Origin of the sequence: Listeria cornellensis FSL F6-0969, assembly GCF_000525855.1 — a bacterium.
Taxonomy (GTDB): domain Bacteria; phylum Bacillota; class Bacilli; order Lactobacillales; family Listeriaceae; genus Listeria_A; species Listeria_A cornellensis.
In genome coordinates, this window is the sequence record NZ_AODE01000026.1 from 48,934 (window position 1) to 63,183 (window position 14,250).

Here is a 14,250-nt window from a genome sequence, read left to right on the forward strand (position 1 = left end):
TCCTACATATTTTTAAATTAGATATGGCAGTCGACTATTGTAACAAAACAGTCTTTATGTTTTAATATCAATTTGTCGTACTCCTCACTGTAATTGTTATTCTTATCTGTAACGATCGCCCACCATCCCATTTTCCATCTGGTGTAAGTAACGCAAAAGTCTCTTTTATTGGAAGCCTGTTTTCGTTACTACCGCTACTGTAAAATGACTCATTTTTATACTCCTCCATTTTTAAACTGGTCGATTTCGACCTAATTAAATTAATTTCTAAAAATAATTACAATGAGCATAGGCTCAAAATTCTAACAATAACATCATCCTTATTAACATTTTCTTCGTTTTTTACCACACTCTCTACCATCCTATTCTGCATCTCCATGAGATCGCCACTTCCAAGAGTTGCTTTTTTCTCTCGAACTATTAATGACATTGGAAACTGCTCATTCTCACAGACTACAGTAAAATGGACTAGTTTTCTGTGTGTTCTATATCTTTTTGCCATGAATGCTATTCCTCCTCTCCATATCGCTCTATCCACTCTGGAGGTATCTCACCATTTAGCCCGTACTTACGAAATTTCAGCTCTGTTTCAAGAATGGTTATACTTTCGTCCGACTTTATCCCGTAAAACGTAGCCCTTGCTTTTCTTGCGTTGAGATCTTCGTTTGCTAATTTTTCTAGCTTTGAAATGTTCATCTTGCCCCGCCCTCCCTACTCTATTACTTTGGTAATTCTTAAACAGCAAGGATATAAATACAACCCAAACGCCTTGTACATTCTTCCTTTCCGGTCACTTCTTAATTGGAATTTCTGAATACCTATATACGGAACTGGCGGGCTATCTTCTCCGCCATCCAATCGTAGTTTGTTTTTCCAATAATGAGGCGGGTGATAAGCGAGTTGTATGCCTACGCCCTTTTTCGTTAGTATCACAATGCTTTTGATAGTTTGGTTATTTATTTTTCTGTAAATTTTCAACTCTTCACCACCCCATGTCCAAAATAAGCCTTTAATTAATAACCCGATAATCTATACCAGAAATCTACTCAACACATTTATTAGTAACACCACTGCCGTAATTATTAATATGGGAATCGTTAAATAAAACGTATCTTCGCCCTTACGATATTTGCTAATCTGCTTAAAAAGCAAACATAGTTGAATTAAAACTAATGCTACTAAGATTGTAATAACAATAATTTTCATGCGTGCGTCTCTCCTTTCTTAAAAGCTTGTTCACTATTTAAAACATGTTGCCTCCTAGCTATCAATCAATTTCAGCCCGCATTTGATAAAACATGGCCTTTATTTCTTCTGGCGTTTTACCCTCTAACTCTTCTCGTGTAGCGTAATTTGTGTATTCAAGGGATTCGATCATCATGTCAATATCATGCGTCGTTTCCTTCATACCTTCACTCATGTCCTCACATCCTTAAATAAATCAAGTTGATCATTTTCACCACGTAATACTGGCAATTTATCAATTTCTTTTGCTCCGGCCGGATTGATGTACAACGTTTCTGTTCTCGATGCACCAGCTTCAGCAGTCATGATGTAGTGGCGTTTTTCCCAATTTGGAAGTTCTTGATTGTACAAGTCATTTTCATAGCTGGACAACCAAACCGGCCCAGTATGTTCCTTGAGCTTTTCGAGTAACGCCATATGATCGTCATCTGTCATTTCATTGGCGTACATTCTATTCGATCGTGTCGATAGTGGGTAAGGCGGATCAGCATAAATAAAAACGTATGGACGGTTATACCTTTCAATTAATTTCAAAGCATCTTGGTTTTCAATTTGAACATCCTTCAATCGTTCTACAATCGGATCAATTCGATCATGTAGTGAGTTCCATTGGCGCGGTGTATCTGGTGAATTTGGTGCAATGCAAGACCGCCAACCTGTAATATCTGATGTTTTCGCGCCTATTGCCATCCAACAACGAACTAGAAACAGTCTGGCATCCTCTATCGGATCATCATTTACAACGTAACTGTTTTGGTACTCTTCTCGACTAAATGGCGTATACTGTAACAATCTTTTTAATTCCTCTGGATGATTTCGAATAACTCTAAACAGATTGACTACACGACCATCTAAATCATTTACCGTTTCCTTAATCGACTTTTCTTTTTCAAATAACATTGCAAGGCTGCCGGCAAATGGTTCTAAATATGTGCTATGCCCTGGCATCTTGTTTGCTAGCAACTTAGCCATTTTTCGCTTACTACCTGGATAATTTAAAATTGGTTTAACTGACATGACATGCCTCCTTTTTTTAAGGGCGGTTTCCCGCCCTCGCATCATTAGGCGATTACGTGAACGCGGCCATTTTCAATATCCGTACTTAATTTATCTTTTAGATAGGATTCAATCCCTTTGATTGCGTGATTTTTCCAAGCCCCTCCATCGGCTTCAAACAATGCTGCGCGTGGTCCATCCTGCATTCTAAATACAAATAGCGATTTGGGTTGTTCAACTTCCGTAAATGTTCGATACGGTGCTAGTTCCACTGGATTTGGTACTAAAATATTTTCAACATTCGCAATACCAGTACTTGCTACAACACTTTGAGAAACGCCGTTATCTCCATAACTTCTCACATCTTCCTCTTTAACATTTCCTACAACTTGCAAAATAACTGCGCGGTCCGGCCCTGGTAAAAATAGCGATTGAAGTTTTATATTGAAATCCTCCATGTCGTGGAATCTTCCATAGTCAAAATCCGGTACAATAGCTTCAACATTAACAAATTTATCGCGCTCTTTATTGGCGTTCATTTGCCCTAAAACCCGTACTTTTTTAGGAGATACGACTTGGACCATCACAGTATCGTCACCGTCAAATTCTGATTGAATATAATCTACTAGCCCCGATAACGTACTGATTCCGAATGGGGATGCCGTTTCTTGTCTGACCTCGCGCAAATCAGGATCAATAAATGTTCTCCCATCGACAACCTCATATTCTTTGTTCAAATCCACTAAGTATTGCAATGCATCTTTTTCCATTTGTCTATTCCTCCAATATTTTTATTATTTTGTTTGTCTTAAATCTAAAACTTTGCCGTCCGAAGCAACCGGTTTTCCTATGTCGTCTTTTACTTCGCCAGTATCGACATCCATGTAACTCTGACCAATTGCACCTGATTTCAATTCGTTACTTACAACCTTGCCATCGTTTGCTACGCCGATAATAACAGTTGTTTCGACTGGAACAATTGGTTGTAGCGTTGTTTTAGCTTGAACACTCACAGTAGACTGATCACGCTTTTTACCTGGTGTGAAAACAAATTCAAGTGTCACCTTTCTTTTTTTCGTGGCATCCGTATTAGGATTATAAATGTTCTCCATTACCGCCTCTGCGGCTTTTTCGAACAAAGCTGGCGCTGCGCCGTCTGCAATTTCGTCTAACTTAACCTGATTAGTTCCATGTTTCGATTCCTCCTAAAATTGGTTGTATGTTAAAGCCTGTTGGCTGGGTTTTCAGTTAACAGCTAAGGAATTAAATTTACTGAACTTTTTCATAAAGGCAAGGTTTACTGTGCCGGTCGTACCATCACGATTTTTTGCAACAATGATCTCAATAATCCCGCTCAACTCACTATTCCGCTCATAATAGTCATCGCGATATAAGAATGCTACCTTATCAGCATCTTGCTCGATATTTCCGGAATCCCTGATATCTGACAACATAGGCCGCTTATCTTGCCGATTCTCGACCCCACGCGAAAGCTGGGAGAGCAAAACAATGCATACCTGATATTTGACTGCCAGACCTTTTAAAGTCCCTGTAATGGCTCCTATCTTTAAATCGTGTCTTTCGTATTTTCCGACGGATGACATTAATCCTAAATAGTCAATGACGATTAACTGTTTTAGATCCGGATATTCTTTTTTATTTCGAATGATTTCTTTTTCGACATCCAAAACATTTGGGCCGGCTTTAGCAACTATATTCAAGGGTAATTTGCTAATGTGAGTGAACGCCCGCAACGCCCTATCTTTATCTTCAACCGACAAACGATTATAAGGGTCTTTCCAAACTGACGCATCCATTGCCATCATATTGCTAAGTAAGCGATAGGTTATTTTTTCTTTCGACATTTCAGCACTGAATATGCTTACTGCCCCTTCCTCACAATTAGCAACGTTAAAACCAACGTTTAGCGCAAATGCCGTTTTACCGACGGAAGGCCTAGCTGCTACAATAATCAAATCTTCATGCTCTAAACCGCCAAGTACTCTATCAAGGTGAATATATCCCGTTGACATCGTACTTTTTCTAGCTGATCCTTCTTCATAAATTTTCTCAATTATTTTTGGTCCAACTTCTAAAAATCCTCGCTCTTGTGCATCTTCTTCATCTTCATCATCTAGCAACAAGGCTTCACGCAAAGCCATTTCATTGTCATCGCTTGGTTCATTTAAATAGGTTGTTGCAATTGTGTGCTTCTTACGTTTATTGAAAGTATCTCTTACAATCTTTGCGTGGTACGCGAAATTCGCCGTTGTAGGGGTTACAGCTGATAACTGTGTCAAATAAACCAAATCGTTTCCACCTAATTGCTGAAAGAGGCTGATTATATCAATTGGAACACCCTTTTCGTGAAGCGTCTGCATGGCCTCAAAAACATTTGAATGGTATTTTGTAAAAAAAATGTTCAGGTAATAAACGAATTTCCGGAAAAATGCTAGGATCAAGAAGAACAGCGCCTAAAACTGCTTGTTCAGCTTCGCTCGATGTAAAATTATTCATCGGCTGCTCTCCTCTCGTTTGGCTAATTCATCAATCTGCTTTTGTAAAAATGCTTTTCGTTCTTGTTCCTGCGCAACGGTTAACTTTGATTTAAATGGAGTTCTTACATTTCGCCGATTTGCTTTTAAATATTGTTTTAATTCGTCACTAATCGGCATCTTGTCAACATCAGGAGGTACATAGTTCTTCATTTCTTTCGCAACACTCTGCTCAATGATTTCCCAGGCCTTCATTTCCGCTTGAGAATTTTCCGAATCTGAATTGATTGGTATCGAAAAATCAGCAAGAGACGGGGCAAACTTCTTTGTTTTAATATGCTGTTTTAACGCTGCTTTAGATTTCTCATAATCAGCATCTACCAAAAAATCAGACCATAAGCGCAAAGTCTTTTCATCGCTTGTTTTTTTTAAAATTAATGTACGCGCTTGAAATCATTTCTATTAGCTCATATGCCTGCATTAGCTCCACCTGCCGCCGCCTCCTCTTTTAATTTTTCTAGAATAGAATCAAAATCCGATCCACTTGCAACTTTATCGGGCTTATTTTCCGAGATAGCAGCATCCAAGGTTCTAATCCCATCACGAGCCCAATTTTTCAAAATGCCATCAATATAGTTTTCAGGGTTCGTTTTTCGTTTTTTAGGGTTGCTTGATTCCTGTGCCGTTATATCAATTGCATAGTTTATCAAGTCCTCGGGCATTTTATCCAGTTCAATCCAGTTCATTAATTTTTGTATTCCTGTACCAGATAGATCACGACCCATTTTCTTCTGGTAGTGCATAAATGGATTCTCAACTGTTTGTTTCGTTTCGTTTTTGTTTAGTTTAACTAAAGGTAAGGGTTCGGGTTGGTGTGGAGTCGGGTTCGGGTTGTTCTCGGGTTCAATAATTGAACTAGACCCTTTTACTAGTTCATTATTTGAACCATAGAATAAAATGAGTTTGTACACACCTGCTTTATTTCTGCCTAAAGATTTATATTGAATCCTGCCCTTTTGTACCAAGATATTTCTATGTTCGTTTAACGTGCCTCTGGAAATTCCTAACTTTGCTTGTAACGTTGGATTGGCAATTGTAAATTCGGATGGCCAACTACACTTATTTGCGATATTCATAATATGGAACCACAAACTTTGTGTTGTTGAGCTAATTGGATTTATTTCGAGCCAATCGTGAAAAGCATTGATTTCCTTTAAATAATTAATGTTCAATCTCGTCCACACCTCCATTCTTTCCAACCAGATTGCTCTGGTTGGATTTATTTCTTACATGAATGGTAAATCGTTAGGATCGATGGTTAATCCGCCTTTTTTAGGCTCCTCTTTTGGCGGCATCATAAATGACTGTTGTGTACCTGTTGCATTACCTTGTGCCGCATTTGGCGCTGGTGCGGGCGGGAACGGTGGTGGTGTTACTGGCGCTGATTGTGGTTGATATGCTGGTGCGCCAAACGCTGCACTGTTATAGCCTTGTTGCTGTTGAGGCGGCATGGCTGGTTGCCCTTGTAAATGATGCGCATGATTGTATACCTGTCCTGGGTTAAATCCGTTGCTATTATTATTTTGCCCCTGATTGTAGGCAGGTTGTTGATATGCTAGTACAAGCGTAGGCGCTGGGCGATTGTGTGTATTTGGTTGTTCCGTTTGATGAAATTCAACAATTTGTGGGTATAGTTTTTTGTTTGGGTTTGCTGGATCAGGCTTTTCCATTTCTACAATTACCTTTAAATCTTTGTTGATTAGTGCGGTGCCAATCTGCTCTAAGCTCTCATAAGGAACACCGTGGGGCACTCCTGCCGATTTTAATGCTGCGTTGAATCTCCATTCGGCTTTTTCGGTAAGCGTAAACTGATCATAACTAATCTTATTACCCTGGTGAGGTTGGATTACATCTTCTCGTATTGTGTAAAACATGTTTAATACTTGATTTCCTGATCGCGCTTGAGATACTTGGAAATCATGCGCATAAACTTCATATGTCCCTGGCTGCACTCTTTCAAATCCCGTATTATTGTGGTCCGTTGTGAATATTGCCATTGTTTATAATCTCCTTTACTTTTTGGTTTAGATGATACATCGTTTCTACATTGAAATTTTCTAATGGTACCCGCATTTGAAATGCCATATCTGCAACATACTGCGATACTGTTGCATTCGGCATGTGTTCAATGATTTCTGCTAAGAATTGCTGGCGCATTGCCTCTTCTTCTTCTCGCTGTTTTCTCTGCTCCTCCGCAACATCCACGCCCTGCTCTGCCCATTTGTACAATTTCTTCCCGTGTTCTTCGGTTAGGTGGGTTGGTTCCGTAAAAATATCCGAGTTGTCTTTGACAGGGTAAGCGATATGATCCGCTTCAAGCCTAAAAGCAATTGCATATTCATAATCCAGGTCATCTTTTGTAATGTTCTTAAGTCCGACTTTGACAGGGGCCATCTTTCCTTTTTCATTCGCAACTACTACATAATCTTGTTTGACTCTTACTGTTGATATCACATGCATCTGACTACTAACAAGTAAGTCCTGAAATCGTTTTAGATCAGGCTTCACTTTCCCCCACGCGCTGAATTGTCCGCCAGACTGATCGACTTTGTGGAGGATTCCCCCTAGGCCTTCCCAATTATGCGTAATGGAATCTACTATGATAACTTGGCATCCAATTCTAGCTAGAAGTCCAAATGCTCCCTCATAGCGTTCAACTGTATATGGTGCATCCATATTTACAACATGAAATTCGCCTATTTTTGTTTCACCTACTTGCTTTTGCGCATTAAGTGATGCACGCCTGTGTTCTGTATCGATGACGCCGATTAACCCCCATTGAGCACTTTCTTGTAAATCCGGATACATTTCTGCAATAATCCCTTTTGCAATCAGTAAGGCGCTAACCGTCTTACCGGAGTTGGTCACCCCGGCAAGTAGCATGTGAACCTTGAGACGTTCGCGACGCGCTGTCTCTACTTGCATGTTCATATTATTCACCTTCTTTCATCGCCTCTTCTAGTCCTTCCGCTATGCCAACTCCCGCAGCAGCTTGCAAACCAACCGGAATACAGTCACATGGGTGCATTTTGTAAAGCTGCTTTGTTAGATTTTCCGTTAACATCGCATACATCCGGAGAAAATCTGTCCTACTGCCCGAACCACCAAATACAACATCACATGAACCATCTTCTAAATCGTTAATACTGATTGACATTGTTTTAATACCAGCGTTAAAATCACAAATTGTATTTACCTGTTCCGTTAATTGACGCACTTCATTAAATTTTACTTCTCCGATATTTTTCATAACAAAAACCCCATTCATTGTATTTTTGGGGTTACTCACTTATAATGGTAATAAGTAATTGATAGGTGAGTAACCTTATTGACTCGTGTTGACGCACGAGTTTATTTTTTTTGTCCAGCTTACTTCTAAAGAATCTGCATGGTGCATAATTTCAAAACCTTCATTGTTCAAATCAGACATTAAATCCAACTTTATTACGTTTGCAACTAGTTCACTGTGAATAAAAACATTGCTTTTACCAAAGCTAGCCGCGTTTTTGATCTTGTCGCTTAGTTCTTTAATCGTTTTTTCCTCGAAGCGTTTCATAGCATATGCACTGTGTAATTCCATCGTTTGTCTTTGCAGTCCTTCTAACCTATTCATCTTTTCGTCCTCCACTTCCTTAATGAACCATTCTCCGGACTCTAACAACTGGCTAACCTTTGGGATAGTGAAAACAGCTTCCGTTTTTAATAGGTTAAAACCTGGTCTTTCAATCCATTTAACGTGGTACTCATCGTTTTCTTCGACCTTGGTTGCTATGCCGCTAACACCTATTCTCGTCTTAAAATTAAATTTTTCTGTCAAAGCTTAGTCCTCCTTTTTAAAGATAGTTAGTATTGCAACAAAGAATATAAAAATGATCATGCCAACCACGTAATAGCCGTATGGTTCAAACATCTTTATGTCCTCTGAAATACCACTTTTGGAACCCTGTACGCTTAACTTCTTTGATTTGGTTACACACTTTTTCTATAACGTAGGCTCCGGCTAGCATGAATACTAGTACTTGTACGACTGTCGTTATCATTAACATTTACGGCATCCCCTTTCGATTCCTTCATTTTATTTTCTACATGCTCCGCGATTTTATCTAATGTGTACATAACGCCAAGTAACGTGAATGCAAGCATTGTTACAATCCCTAAGATTTGAAAAAACCATACCAACTTAATTCACCTCTATTTCTAGTTGCCATTTGGCTTCAATTTGTTCCATCATTACCTCCTGCTGTCGTTCTCTGTAGCGGTCTAAAAAACGTTTTTGAAAATAGTAGTTATTTCTAAGTTTGTAATGCGGTAGCTCCTTCGCTCTCGCCATCTTGTAAATCGTGTCGGTTGATTTTTCGAGGTAAGCAGCGCACTCGGGAACCGTCATCTTATTCACATCTTTAATAACTACTTCCGTCGATTCTGCTTGCTTTACTTTTGTTGACATTTAAATCACCTCGTTTCTCAACCATTTCCAAACTTTCCAATCTTTTTCGCGACTTTTGAATATTTTCTTAGCTGTGTAACCGTAATCGTTTGTTAGCTTAATGAATGCGTTCCATGACATTGTTACACCGTCTGCAACTTCTAACAGGATTGTCTTAACATTTTGCTTCTGATCTGTATCTAGTGACTCAATAGGCATGGATAGTAATATTATGTTGTCTTTGATAGTCTTGATTGCTTCTTCTTGCTCAATGATGTAATGCTGTATTAATGCAAGCCTGTGCGCTTCTATAGCTTCTCCTCGCATAAGCGGGGGCGTTGCGCCGCTTGTAAACTCACTTACTAGCACTGTCGTGTATTCGTCATTCTCGAACACTTCTATGCTCTTACTAGCAATATCTGCGGGCATTTTACGGGTGCCGCGCTTGTAGTTAGATACTTGCGGCCGGCTCGTGTTCAACTCTGCGCTGATCTGTTTTTGCTGTAAATCATCGCTTAAGTATTGAAACGCTGTAGCCACTGTTGCGGAAGCTTTTATGCTTTTGTTATTCAATTTTTCACCTCCTATAAAACATTTCTTAATGGTGTCGCACACAAAGCTGCCATCATGACATTGGCGATAAAACCTCTTTCCTTAGTCGAAATACAATTTGTTTCTTTATCTAAATTCAGTTCATGCCGTTGAAGCCATGCCATTTTAATAGCATACTCATCTGCTTGTGTCTGTGGTTCAAATCCTTTACTGTATAAATCCATTGGGCTTTCGATAATTATTGTTTCCATGGACTTTTTTTTCAATTGTTTCTGTCTCTTCTTTTACGAATTCCTCCGCGTCATACTCATCAACAAAATGACTATTTTCTTCTGCTTCTCTAGCTTTTGAAATACTTTCAATTGAACTAAAGAATGCAAATGTGCTTTGAAACTCTGCTAGTGAATGTTCGTTAATATAATCTTCTCCAGGCTCCGCGTATTCTTCTTTAAAAAATTGCAATGTCATCCTTGTGCCTGCAATCCAAACTTGATCGGTCGCGGGATGATAATATATAGATTCTCTCATTTCAGAAACGCCGTGAATCGCGAACATGTTCAAGCCTCGCGCGCCATTGATTGACGTGTTGTAAAATACAGCATGGGTAATGTCCGAATTAGAAAGATTCGTATCATCTAGATTTGAGTCTGAAAAATCAACATTTCGTAAATCCATGTGTGATAAGTCTAATTTACTTAAGTTACAGTTTGTTAAAATAACTCTTTCGCATTCTTCGCGGTTGTTTAAAAGTATTTGTACATCTGCTCTTAATAATCTTTTTTTCATAATTTATTACCTCCAATTTTTTGTCACAAATTTCATGCGCGTGTTACAGGGCTGTGGGGTATGATTATTTATGCTGTTTCTTTTCTTTCCGTCTGTCACGTTTTGTATCAAAATTAATTAAAAAAATATCTGGAAATAAATAATCTAATTGCTTTCCAAAAAATAGAGCGAATTTTTTTTGCGGTTTCAACACTTGGATTTCTATCTCCTGTTTCTAATTTTTTTTATTGTTTCTTCTGATATATCAATCTTATTTGCGAGATTTCTGCGAGTTAATTTCAATTTTATTCTTTCATTTTTCAAATTTATTCTTGTTTTTTTTCGAAGAATTTTTCAATTACGCCCCTCCTCTCATTTGGTACATTTCGTACCTAACAAATCATATTATACACGGTACAAAATGTACCGTCAAGCATTTTAGATACATTTTGGAGAATTTTATACTTTCGGGTACACAATGTACCATTTATTTGTTAGAATATAGAGAAAGGCGGTGCGAAAATATGTTCGGAAATAGATTAAAACAACTTAGAAATTCATTAAATATGACCCAGGAAGAGATGGCGAATAAACTTGATATATCACGATCCGCTTATTCTCACTTAGAAAACGAGCGTAATGAACCTGATACTGAAACATTAAATAAGTTAGCTTCATTTCATGATGTCTCAATTGATTACCTTTTAGGAAGAAGCGACAGTAAATCGTTAAACTCTGAAGGTTTTACAGTTAAAGAGGATAATGATATTAAGAAAAGAATAGATGCAATGAAGCAAGATTTAGCTTCATCTGGCGCATTAATGTTTGATGGCGAACCACTGTCCGAGGATGCATTAGACAGTTTAATGGATATTCTCGAACATGCCGAAAAAACTGTTACAAAAGTAAATAGAAAATACACACCGAAAAAATATAAAGTGGATGATGATAAAAATAAGTAGGTGACTCCTATTGTGGGTAAAAAAAGAGGTTGCAGATTTAATAAATAAACATGGGACAAACGAGCCAGTTGAACTCTGCGATATTTTAGGCATTCTTTTAATAAGTTGGGATATGCACGAAGATATGAATGGAATATATAAATACTTAAGGCGCAATAAATTAATTTACTACAATAATCGCTTGCCAGAACACCGAGTTAGGTTTGTTATAGCCCATGAGCTTGCTCATGCGATTCTACATCCTAATTCAAACGCTGCTTACCTAAGAAATACATCTTGGACTATGCTTAGTAAAGCAGAAAAGCAAGCGCATGAATTTGCGACCTATCTATTAATTCATGGTATAAATCGTAGCGATTACGAAACAAAGAAAAATTTATTACGCGCTATTGGTATTCCCATGGAGATGGAACGATTTATTTAGTATTTACGCAATGCGTTTATATAAAAAACAAAAGGGAGTAGATGAAATGAATAAGAAGTTTTTGCTTACGGGGGTTGCATTAACAACATTATTATTAGCTTCATGTGGAGAAGAAGACACTAAAGCAAGTAATGACTATAATTCAACGCCAGAGGAAGCCAAAGCCAAGTCGGAAGAGCTAGAAAAAGAATATGCAGAGGCTGAAAAAATTAGTCCTAAATTTGAGAATGATATATTGAAAAACTCAGAGCTCCAAATAAAAATAACAAATCATAAAGTAATTAAACCTGGTGAAAAAGGTAATGAATACGGCGAAAAACCAGTTATTGCTTTTTGGTATGATATTACTAATATTTCTGGCGCAGATGTAACGCCGATGAATTGGATAAGTCTAATTCAGGCCTTTCAAGATAATAACCCGGATAGTATTAATGAATTAAACGTTGGTTCATTACCAGATGATCAATTTTTAGATTCTCAATCAGAAAAAATAAAAATCGGTGGCACCGTAAAAAGTGCAGTCTCATATGAACTGGATGATGAGACAACACCAGTAGAACTAGTATACTCTGATGTCGTTTCTGATAAAGAATACGGAAGAATTTCGTATAATTTAAAATAAGAATCGCCCCTACGGGCTTTTCTTTAGCCTTAAAAATAGAACGTATGTACGTTTAGGAGTGGGAATTATGGGCAGTGTAACAAAGCGAGGAAAGAACTGGCGTTTAAAAGTAGAGTTAGGCTATGATGCAGATGGCAAACGACGCACCCCAGCAATGAGAACTGTTGAGGCAAAAAAATAAAAACAGAAGCGAATGACCTTTTAGCAGAGTTTACAACGGAGGTAAAAAGCGGGGATTATCTGAAGCCTAGCAAAGTGTCTTTTAAAGCTTTCACAAAGATATGGGATGAGCATTACGCTGCTGAAAAATTGGAAGATACCACGAGAGAAAACTACAACTATATATTGAAAAAAGATATCATTGTGTATTTCGGATCATTCTATCTAGATGAAATATCATTGTTCCTTTTAAAAAAAATATTTTGACGAAAAAAAAAGAAGAGGGCATGTCTGCTTCATCTCTAGAGAAACGACACCGCATTTTAAGAAGTGTTTTTAAATGGGCCAAAAAATGGCGCTTCATAAAAGAAAATAATATGGTTGATATTCCAACCCCTAAAGTATCACGCATTAGAAGAACCGTCTACAATAAAAGCGAATTAGAAGCTTTTTTCTCTTCCTTATTAGCAAATGAGGATATATTATTGCGACACAAAGTTATTATATGCATATTCTTAAGCGCAGCATTGCGTAAAGGTGAACTGCTTGGGTTAGATATGGAAGAGGATATTTTTATAGATGATAGTTACATTATTGTGCGCCGCTCGCTACAAAAAACAACAAGTGCCGGCTATAAACTCAAAGAGACAAAAGGCGGCATAGAAAGAGCTGTCCCTCTTCCTGCATTCGTTTGCAGTCTGCTGGCTGAATATCAGGCTGAACGCCTACATGAAAAGAAAATGCTTGGACCGTCGTTTAAAACAATCAAGGATCATAACGAAATCGAAGTTAGTTTATTATTTGCAAATGCTGATGGGACCCCTTTTAATCCTAAGACAATCAACCAATTCTGGGCTAGGCATATTGAAAATCACGGGTTCAAAAAAAATAACGATCCATGAAATGCGTCATACAGCTGCAACTTATCTAACAGAAAGCATCGATATGAAAACATTACAAGAGTTTTTAGGACATCAAAAATTCGAAACCACAGCAAATACTTATTCAAAATCAACCGATGAACGTCTAAAGAAAATTGGGCTCACCTTCAATAATTTAGACCCAAATAGTAAGTCCTAAAAAAATCGGTGACCATTTAGTGACCACGACAAAAAAAGGAGCTTAACGGGAAACCGTCAAACTCCTTGATATAACTTGTTTTTTCGTAAGCTTCCAACCAGATTCGAACTGGTGACCTCTTCCTTACCATGGAAGTGCTCTACCTACTGAGCTATGGAAGCACTAATATCATTATACTTCTAACACATCTCAAAAATTTAAAACAAACAAAAATAAGGCTCCACAGGCAAGACTCGAACTTGCGACCGATCGGTTAACAGCCGATTGCTCTACCAACTGAGCTACTGTGGAATAATACATTGCCCGGCGACGACCTACTCTCACAGGGGGAAGCCCCTACTACCATCGGCGCTGAAAAGCTTAACTTCCGTGTTCGGGATGGGAACGGGTGTGACCTCTTCGCCGTAACCACCAGACAATGTTTTTCATCGAAAGAACGCTGTTCTCTCAAAACTAGATAAGAA

25 protein-coding genes, 2 tRNA genes and 1 rRNA gene are annotated in these 14,250 nt (G+C 38.2%); 6 read left to right on the forward strand and 22 right to left on the reverse strand.

All coding sequences use genetic code 11. From position 1 onward, the window contains the following. Window positions 1-277: 277 nt before the first annotated feature. From PCORN_RS11665 to PCORN_RS11750, 19 genes are all read right to left on the reverse strand, one after another. Window positions 278-502, reverse strand: coding sequence for a hypothetical protein (locus PCORN_RS11665; RefSeq protein ID WP_036080706.1), 225 nt, complete (start codon window positions 500-502; stop codon window positions 278-280). A 5-nt stretch (window positions 503-507) separates the two neighbouring features. After that, on the reverse strand, window positions 508-696 hold the full coding sequence (locus PCORN_RS11670; protein ID WP_036080709.1) for a hypothetical protein: 189 nt from the start codon (window positions 694-696) through the stop codon (window positions 508-510). Window positions 697-1,267: 571 nt separating this feature from the next. Continuing rightward, window positions 1,268-1,420: a hypothetical protein gene (locus PCORN_RS19375; protein ID WP_159102579.1), complete on the reverse strand. Its 153-nt coding sequence runs from the start codon at window positions 1,418-1,420 to the stop codon at window positions 1,268-1,270. After that, window positions 1,417-2,262: a DNA adenine methylase gene (locus PCORN_RS11680; RefSeq protein ID WP_051999421.1), complete on the reverse strand. Its 846-nt coding sequence runs from the start codon at window positions 2,260-2,262 to the stop codon at window positions 1,417-1,419. The genes PCORN_RS19375 and PCORN_RS11680 overlap by 4 nt, the downstream gene beginning before the upstream one ends. Before the next feature lie 44 nt (window positions 2,263-2,306). Then, on the reverse strand, window positions 2,307-3,011 hold the full coding sequence (locus PCORN_RS11685) for a hypothetical protein (protein WP_036080714.1): 705 nt from the start codon (window positions 3,009-3,011) through the stop codon (window positions 2,307-2,309). 24 nt (window positions 3,012-3,035) lie between these two features. Next, on the reverse strand, window positions 3,036-3,353 hold the full coding sequence (locus tag PCORN_RS11690; protein ID WP_149024338.1) for a replication terminator protein: 318 nt from the start codon (window positions 3,351-3,353) through the stop codon (window positions 3,036-3,038). Between the two features lie 132 nt (window positions 3,354-3,485). Then, a complete protein-coding gene (locus tag PCORN_RS11695; protein ID WP_051999422.1) occupies window positions 3,486-4,622 on the reverse strand; it encodes a replicative DNA helicase in 1,137 nt (378 codons plus the stop codon). Between the two features lie 4 nt (window positions 4,623-4,626). Next, the gene (locus tag PCORN_RS18550) at window positions 4,627-4,758 is read right to left on the reverse strand and encodes a DnaB-like helicase N-terminal domain-containing protein (protein ID WP_077913888.1); all 132 of its coding nucleotides are present in this window, start codon (window positions 4,756-4,758) and stop codon (window positions 4,627-4,629) included. Beyond that, window positions 4,755-5,120 (reverse strand): hypothetical protein, encoded by a 366-nt coding sequence (locus PCORN_RS11700; protein ID WP_159102580.1) that lies wholly within the window; start codon window positions 5,118-5,120, stop codon window positions 4,755-4,757. The genes PCORN_RS18550 and PCORN_RS11700 overlap by 4 nt, the downstream gene beginning before the upstream one ends. Window positions 5,121-5,203: 83 nt before the next feature. After that, window positions 5,204-5,968, reverse strand: a complete 765-nt coding sequence (locus tag PCORN_RS17445) for a DnaD domain-containing protein (protein WP_051999423.1) — start codon at window positions 5,966-5,968, stop codon at window positions 5,204-5,206. A 54-nt stretch (window positions 5,969-6,022) separates the two neighbouring features. Next, the gene (locus PCORN_RS17450) at window positions 6,023-6,793 is read right to left on the reverse strand and encodes a DUF669 domain-containing protein (protein ID WP_051999424.1); all 771 of its coding nucleotides are present in this window, start codon (window positions 6,791-6,793) and stop codon (window positions 6,023-6,025) included. Beyond that, complete coding sequence (locus PCORN_RS11715) at window positions 6,765-7,727, reverse strand: AAA family ATPase (RefSeq protein ID WP_051999425.1); 963 nt, start codon at window positions 7,725-7,727, stop codon at window positions 6,765-6,767. The genes PCORN_RS17450 and PCORN_RS11715 overlap by 29 nt, the downstream gene beginning before the upstream one ends. A gap of 1 nt (window position 7,728) precedes the next feature. Continuing rightward, window positions 7,729-8,046 (reverse strand): hypothetical protein, encoded by a 318-nt coding sequence (locus tag PCORN_RS11720; protein ID WP_036080723.1) that lies wholly within the window; start codon window positions 8,044-8,046, stop codon window positions 7,729-7,731. Window positions 8,047-8,121: 75 nt separating this feature from the next. Further along, window positions 8,122-8,613 (reverse strand): hypothetical protein, encoded by a 492-nt coding sequence (locus tag PCORN_RS11725; protein WP_036080727.1) that lies wholly within the window; start codon window positions 8,611-8,613, stop codon window positions 8,122-8,124. Between the two features lie 152 nt (window positions 8,614-8,765). After that, window positions 8,766-8,975: a hypothetical protein gene (locus tag PCORN_RS11730; protein ID WP_036080729.1), complete on the reverse strand. Its 210-nt coding sequence runs from the start codon at window positions 8,973-8,975 to the stop codon at window positions 8,766-8,768. Between the two features lies 1 nt (window position 8,976). Further along, entirely contained in the window at window positions 8,977-9,243 is a 267-nt protein-coding gene (locus PCORN_RS11735) for a helix-turn-helix domain-containing protein (protein ID WP_051999426.1), read from the reverse strand. Continuing rightward, window positions 9,244-9,795, reverse strand: coding sequence for a hypothetical protein (locus tag PCORN_RS11740; protein ID WP_036080730.1), 552 nt, complete (start codon window positions 9,793-9,795; stop codon window positions 9,244-9,246). It abuts the gene before it with no gap. A gap of 11 nt (window positions 9,796-9,806) precedes the next feature. Beyond that, window positions 9,807-10,025, reverse strand: coding sequence for a hypothetical protein (locus tag PCORN_RS11745; protein ID WP_149024340.1), 219 nt, complete (start codon window positions 10,023-10,025; stop codon window positions 9,807-9,809). Beyond that, complete coding sequence (locus PCORN_RS11750; protein ID WP_036080735.1) at window positions 9,982-10,560, reverse strand: pentapeptide repeat-containing protein; 579 nt, start codon at window positions 10,558-10,560, stop codon at window positions 9,982-9,984. Before PCORN_RS11750 ends, PCORN_RS11745 begins: the two co-directional genes overlap by 44 nt. A 503-nt stretch (window positions 10,561-11,063) precedes the next feature. On the opposite strand from PCORN_RS11750, the gene PCORN_RS11760 reads away from it, so the two are divergent. The 6 genes from PCORN_RS11760 to PCORN_RS21345 all read left to right on the forward strand — a co-directional run bounded on the left by PCORN_RS11760 (window position 11,064) and on the right by PCORN_RS21345 (window position 13,786). Continuing rightward, on the forward strand, window positions 11,064-11,501 hold the full coding sequence (locus PCORN_RS11760; protein ID WP_036080737.1) for a helix-turn-helix domain-containing protein: 438 nt from the start codon (window positions 11,064-11,066) through the stop codon (window positions 11,499-11,501). Between the two features lie 10 nt (window positions 11,502-11,511). Continuing rightward, window positions 11,512-11,925: an ImmA/IrrE family metallo-endopeptidase gene (locus PCORN_RS11765; protein ID WP_036080740.1), complete on the forward strand. Its 414-nt coding sequence runs from the start codon at window positions 11,512-11,514 to the stop codon at window positions 11,923-11,925. Between the two features lie 46 nt (window positions 11,926-11,971). Further along, complete coding sequence (locus PCORN_RS11770) at window positions 11,972-12,547, forward strand: DUF5067 domain-containing protein (RefSeq protein WP_036080782.1); 576 nt, start codon at window positions 11,972-11,974, stop codon at window positions 12,545-12,547. A 255-nt stretch (window positions 12,548-12,802) separates the two neighbouring features. Continuing rightward, a complete protein-coding gene (locus PCORN_RS21340; RefSeq protein ID WP_159102581.1) occupies window positions 12,803-12,973 on the forward strand; it encodes a tyrosine-type recombinase/integrase in 171 nt (56 codons plus the stop codon). Further along, complete coding sequence (locus PCORN_RS11775) at window positions 12,970-13,608, forward strand: tyrosine-type recombinase/integrase (RefSeq protein WP_149024341.1); 639 nt, start codon at window positions 12,970-12,972, stop codon at window positions 13,606-13,608. Before PCORN_RS21340 ends, PCORN_RS11775 begins: the two co-directional genes overlap by 4 nt. Window position 13,609: 1 nt before the next feature. Further along, window positions 13,610-13,786, forward strand: a complete 177-nt coding sequence (locus PCORN_RS21345; protein WP_159102582.1) for a tyrosine-type recombinase/integrase — start codon at window positions 13,610-13,612, stop codon at window positions 13,784-13,786. Between the two features lie 88 nt (window positions 13,787-13,874). Here PCORN_RS21345 and PCORN_RS11780 read toward each other — a convergent pair. From PCORN_RS11780 to rrf, 3 genes are all read right to left on the reverse strand, one after another. Further along, window positions 13,875-13,947, reverse strand: a tRNA-Thr gene (locus tag PCORN_RS11780). Between the two features lie 57 nt (window positions 13,948-14,004). Further along, window positions 14,005-14,077: transfer RNA gene (locus tag PCORN_RS11785), tRNA-Asn, on the reverse strand. Between the two features lie 10 nt (window positions 14,078-14,087). Further along, window positions 14,088-14,202 (reverse strand): 5S ribosomal RNA (gene rrf / locus PCORN_RS11790). Between the last annotated feature and the right edge of the window lie 48 nt (window positions 14,203-14,250).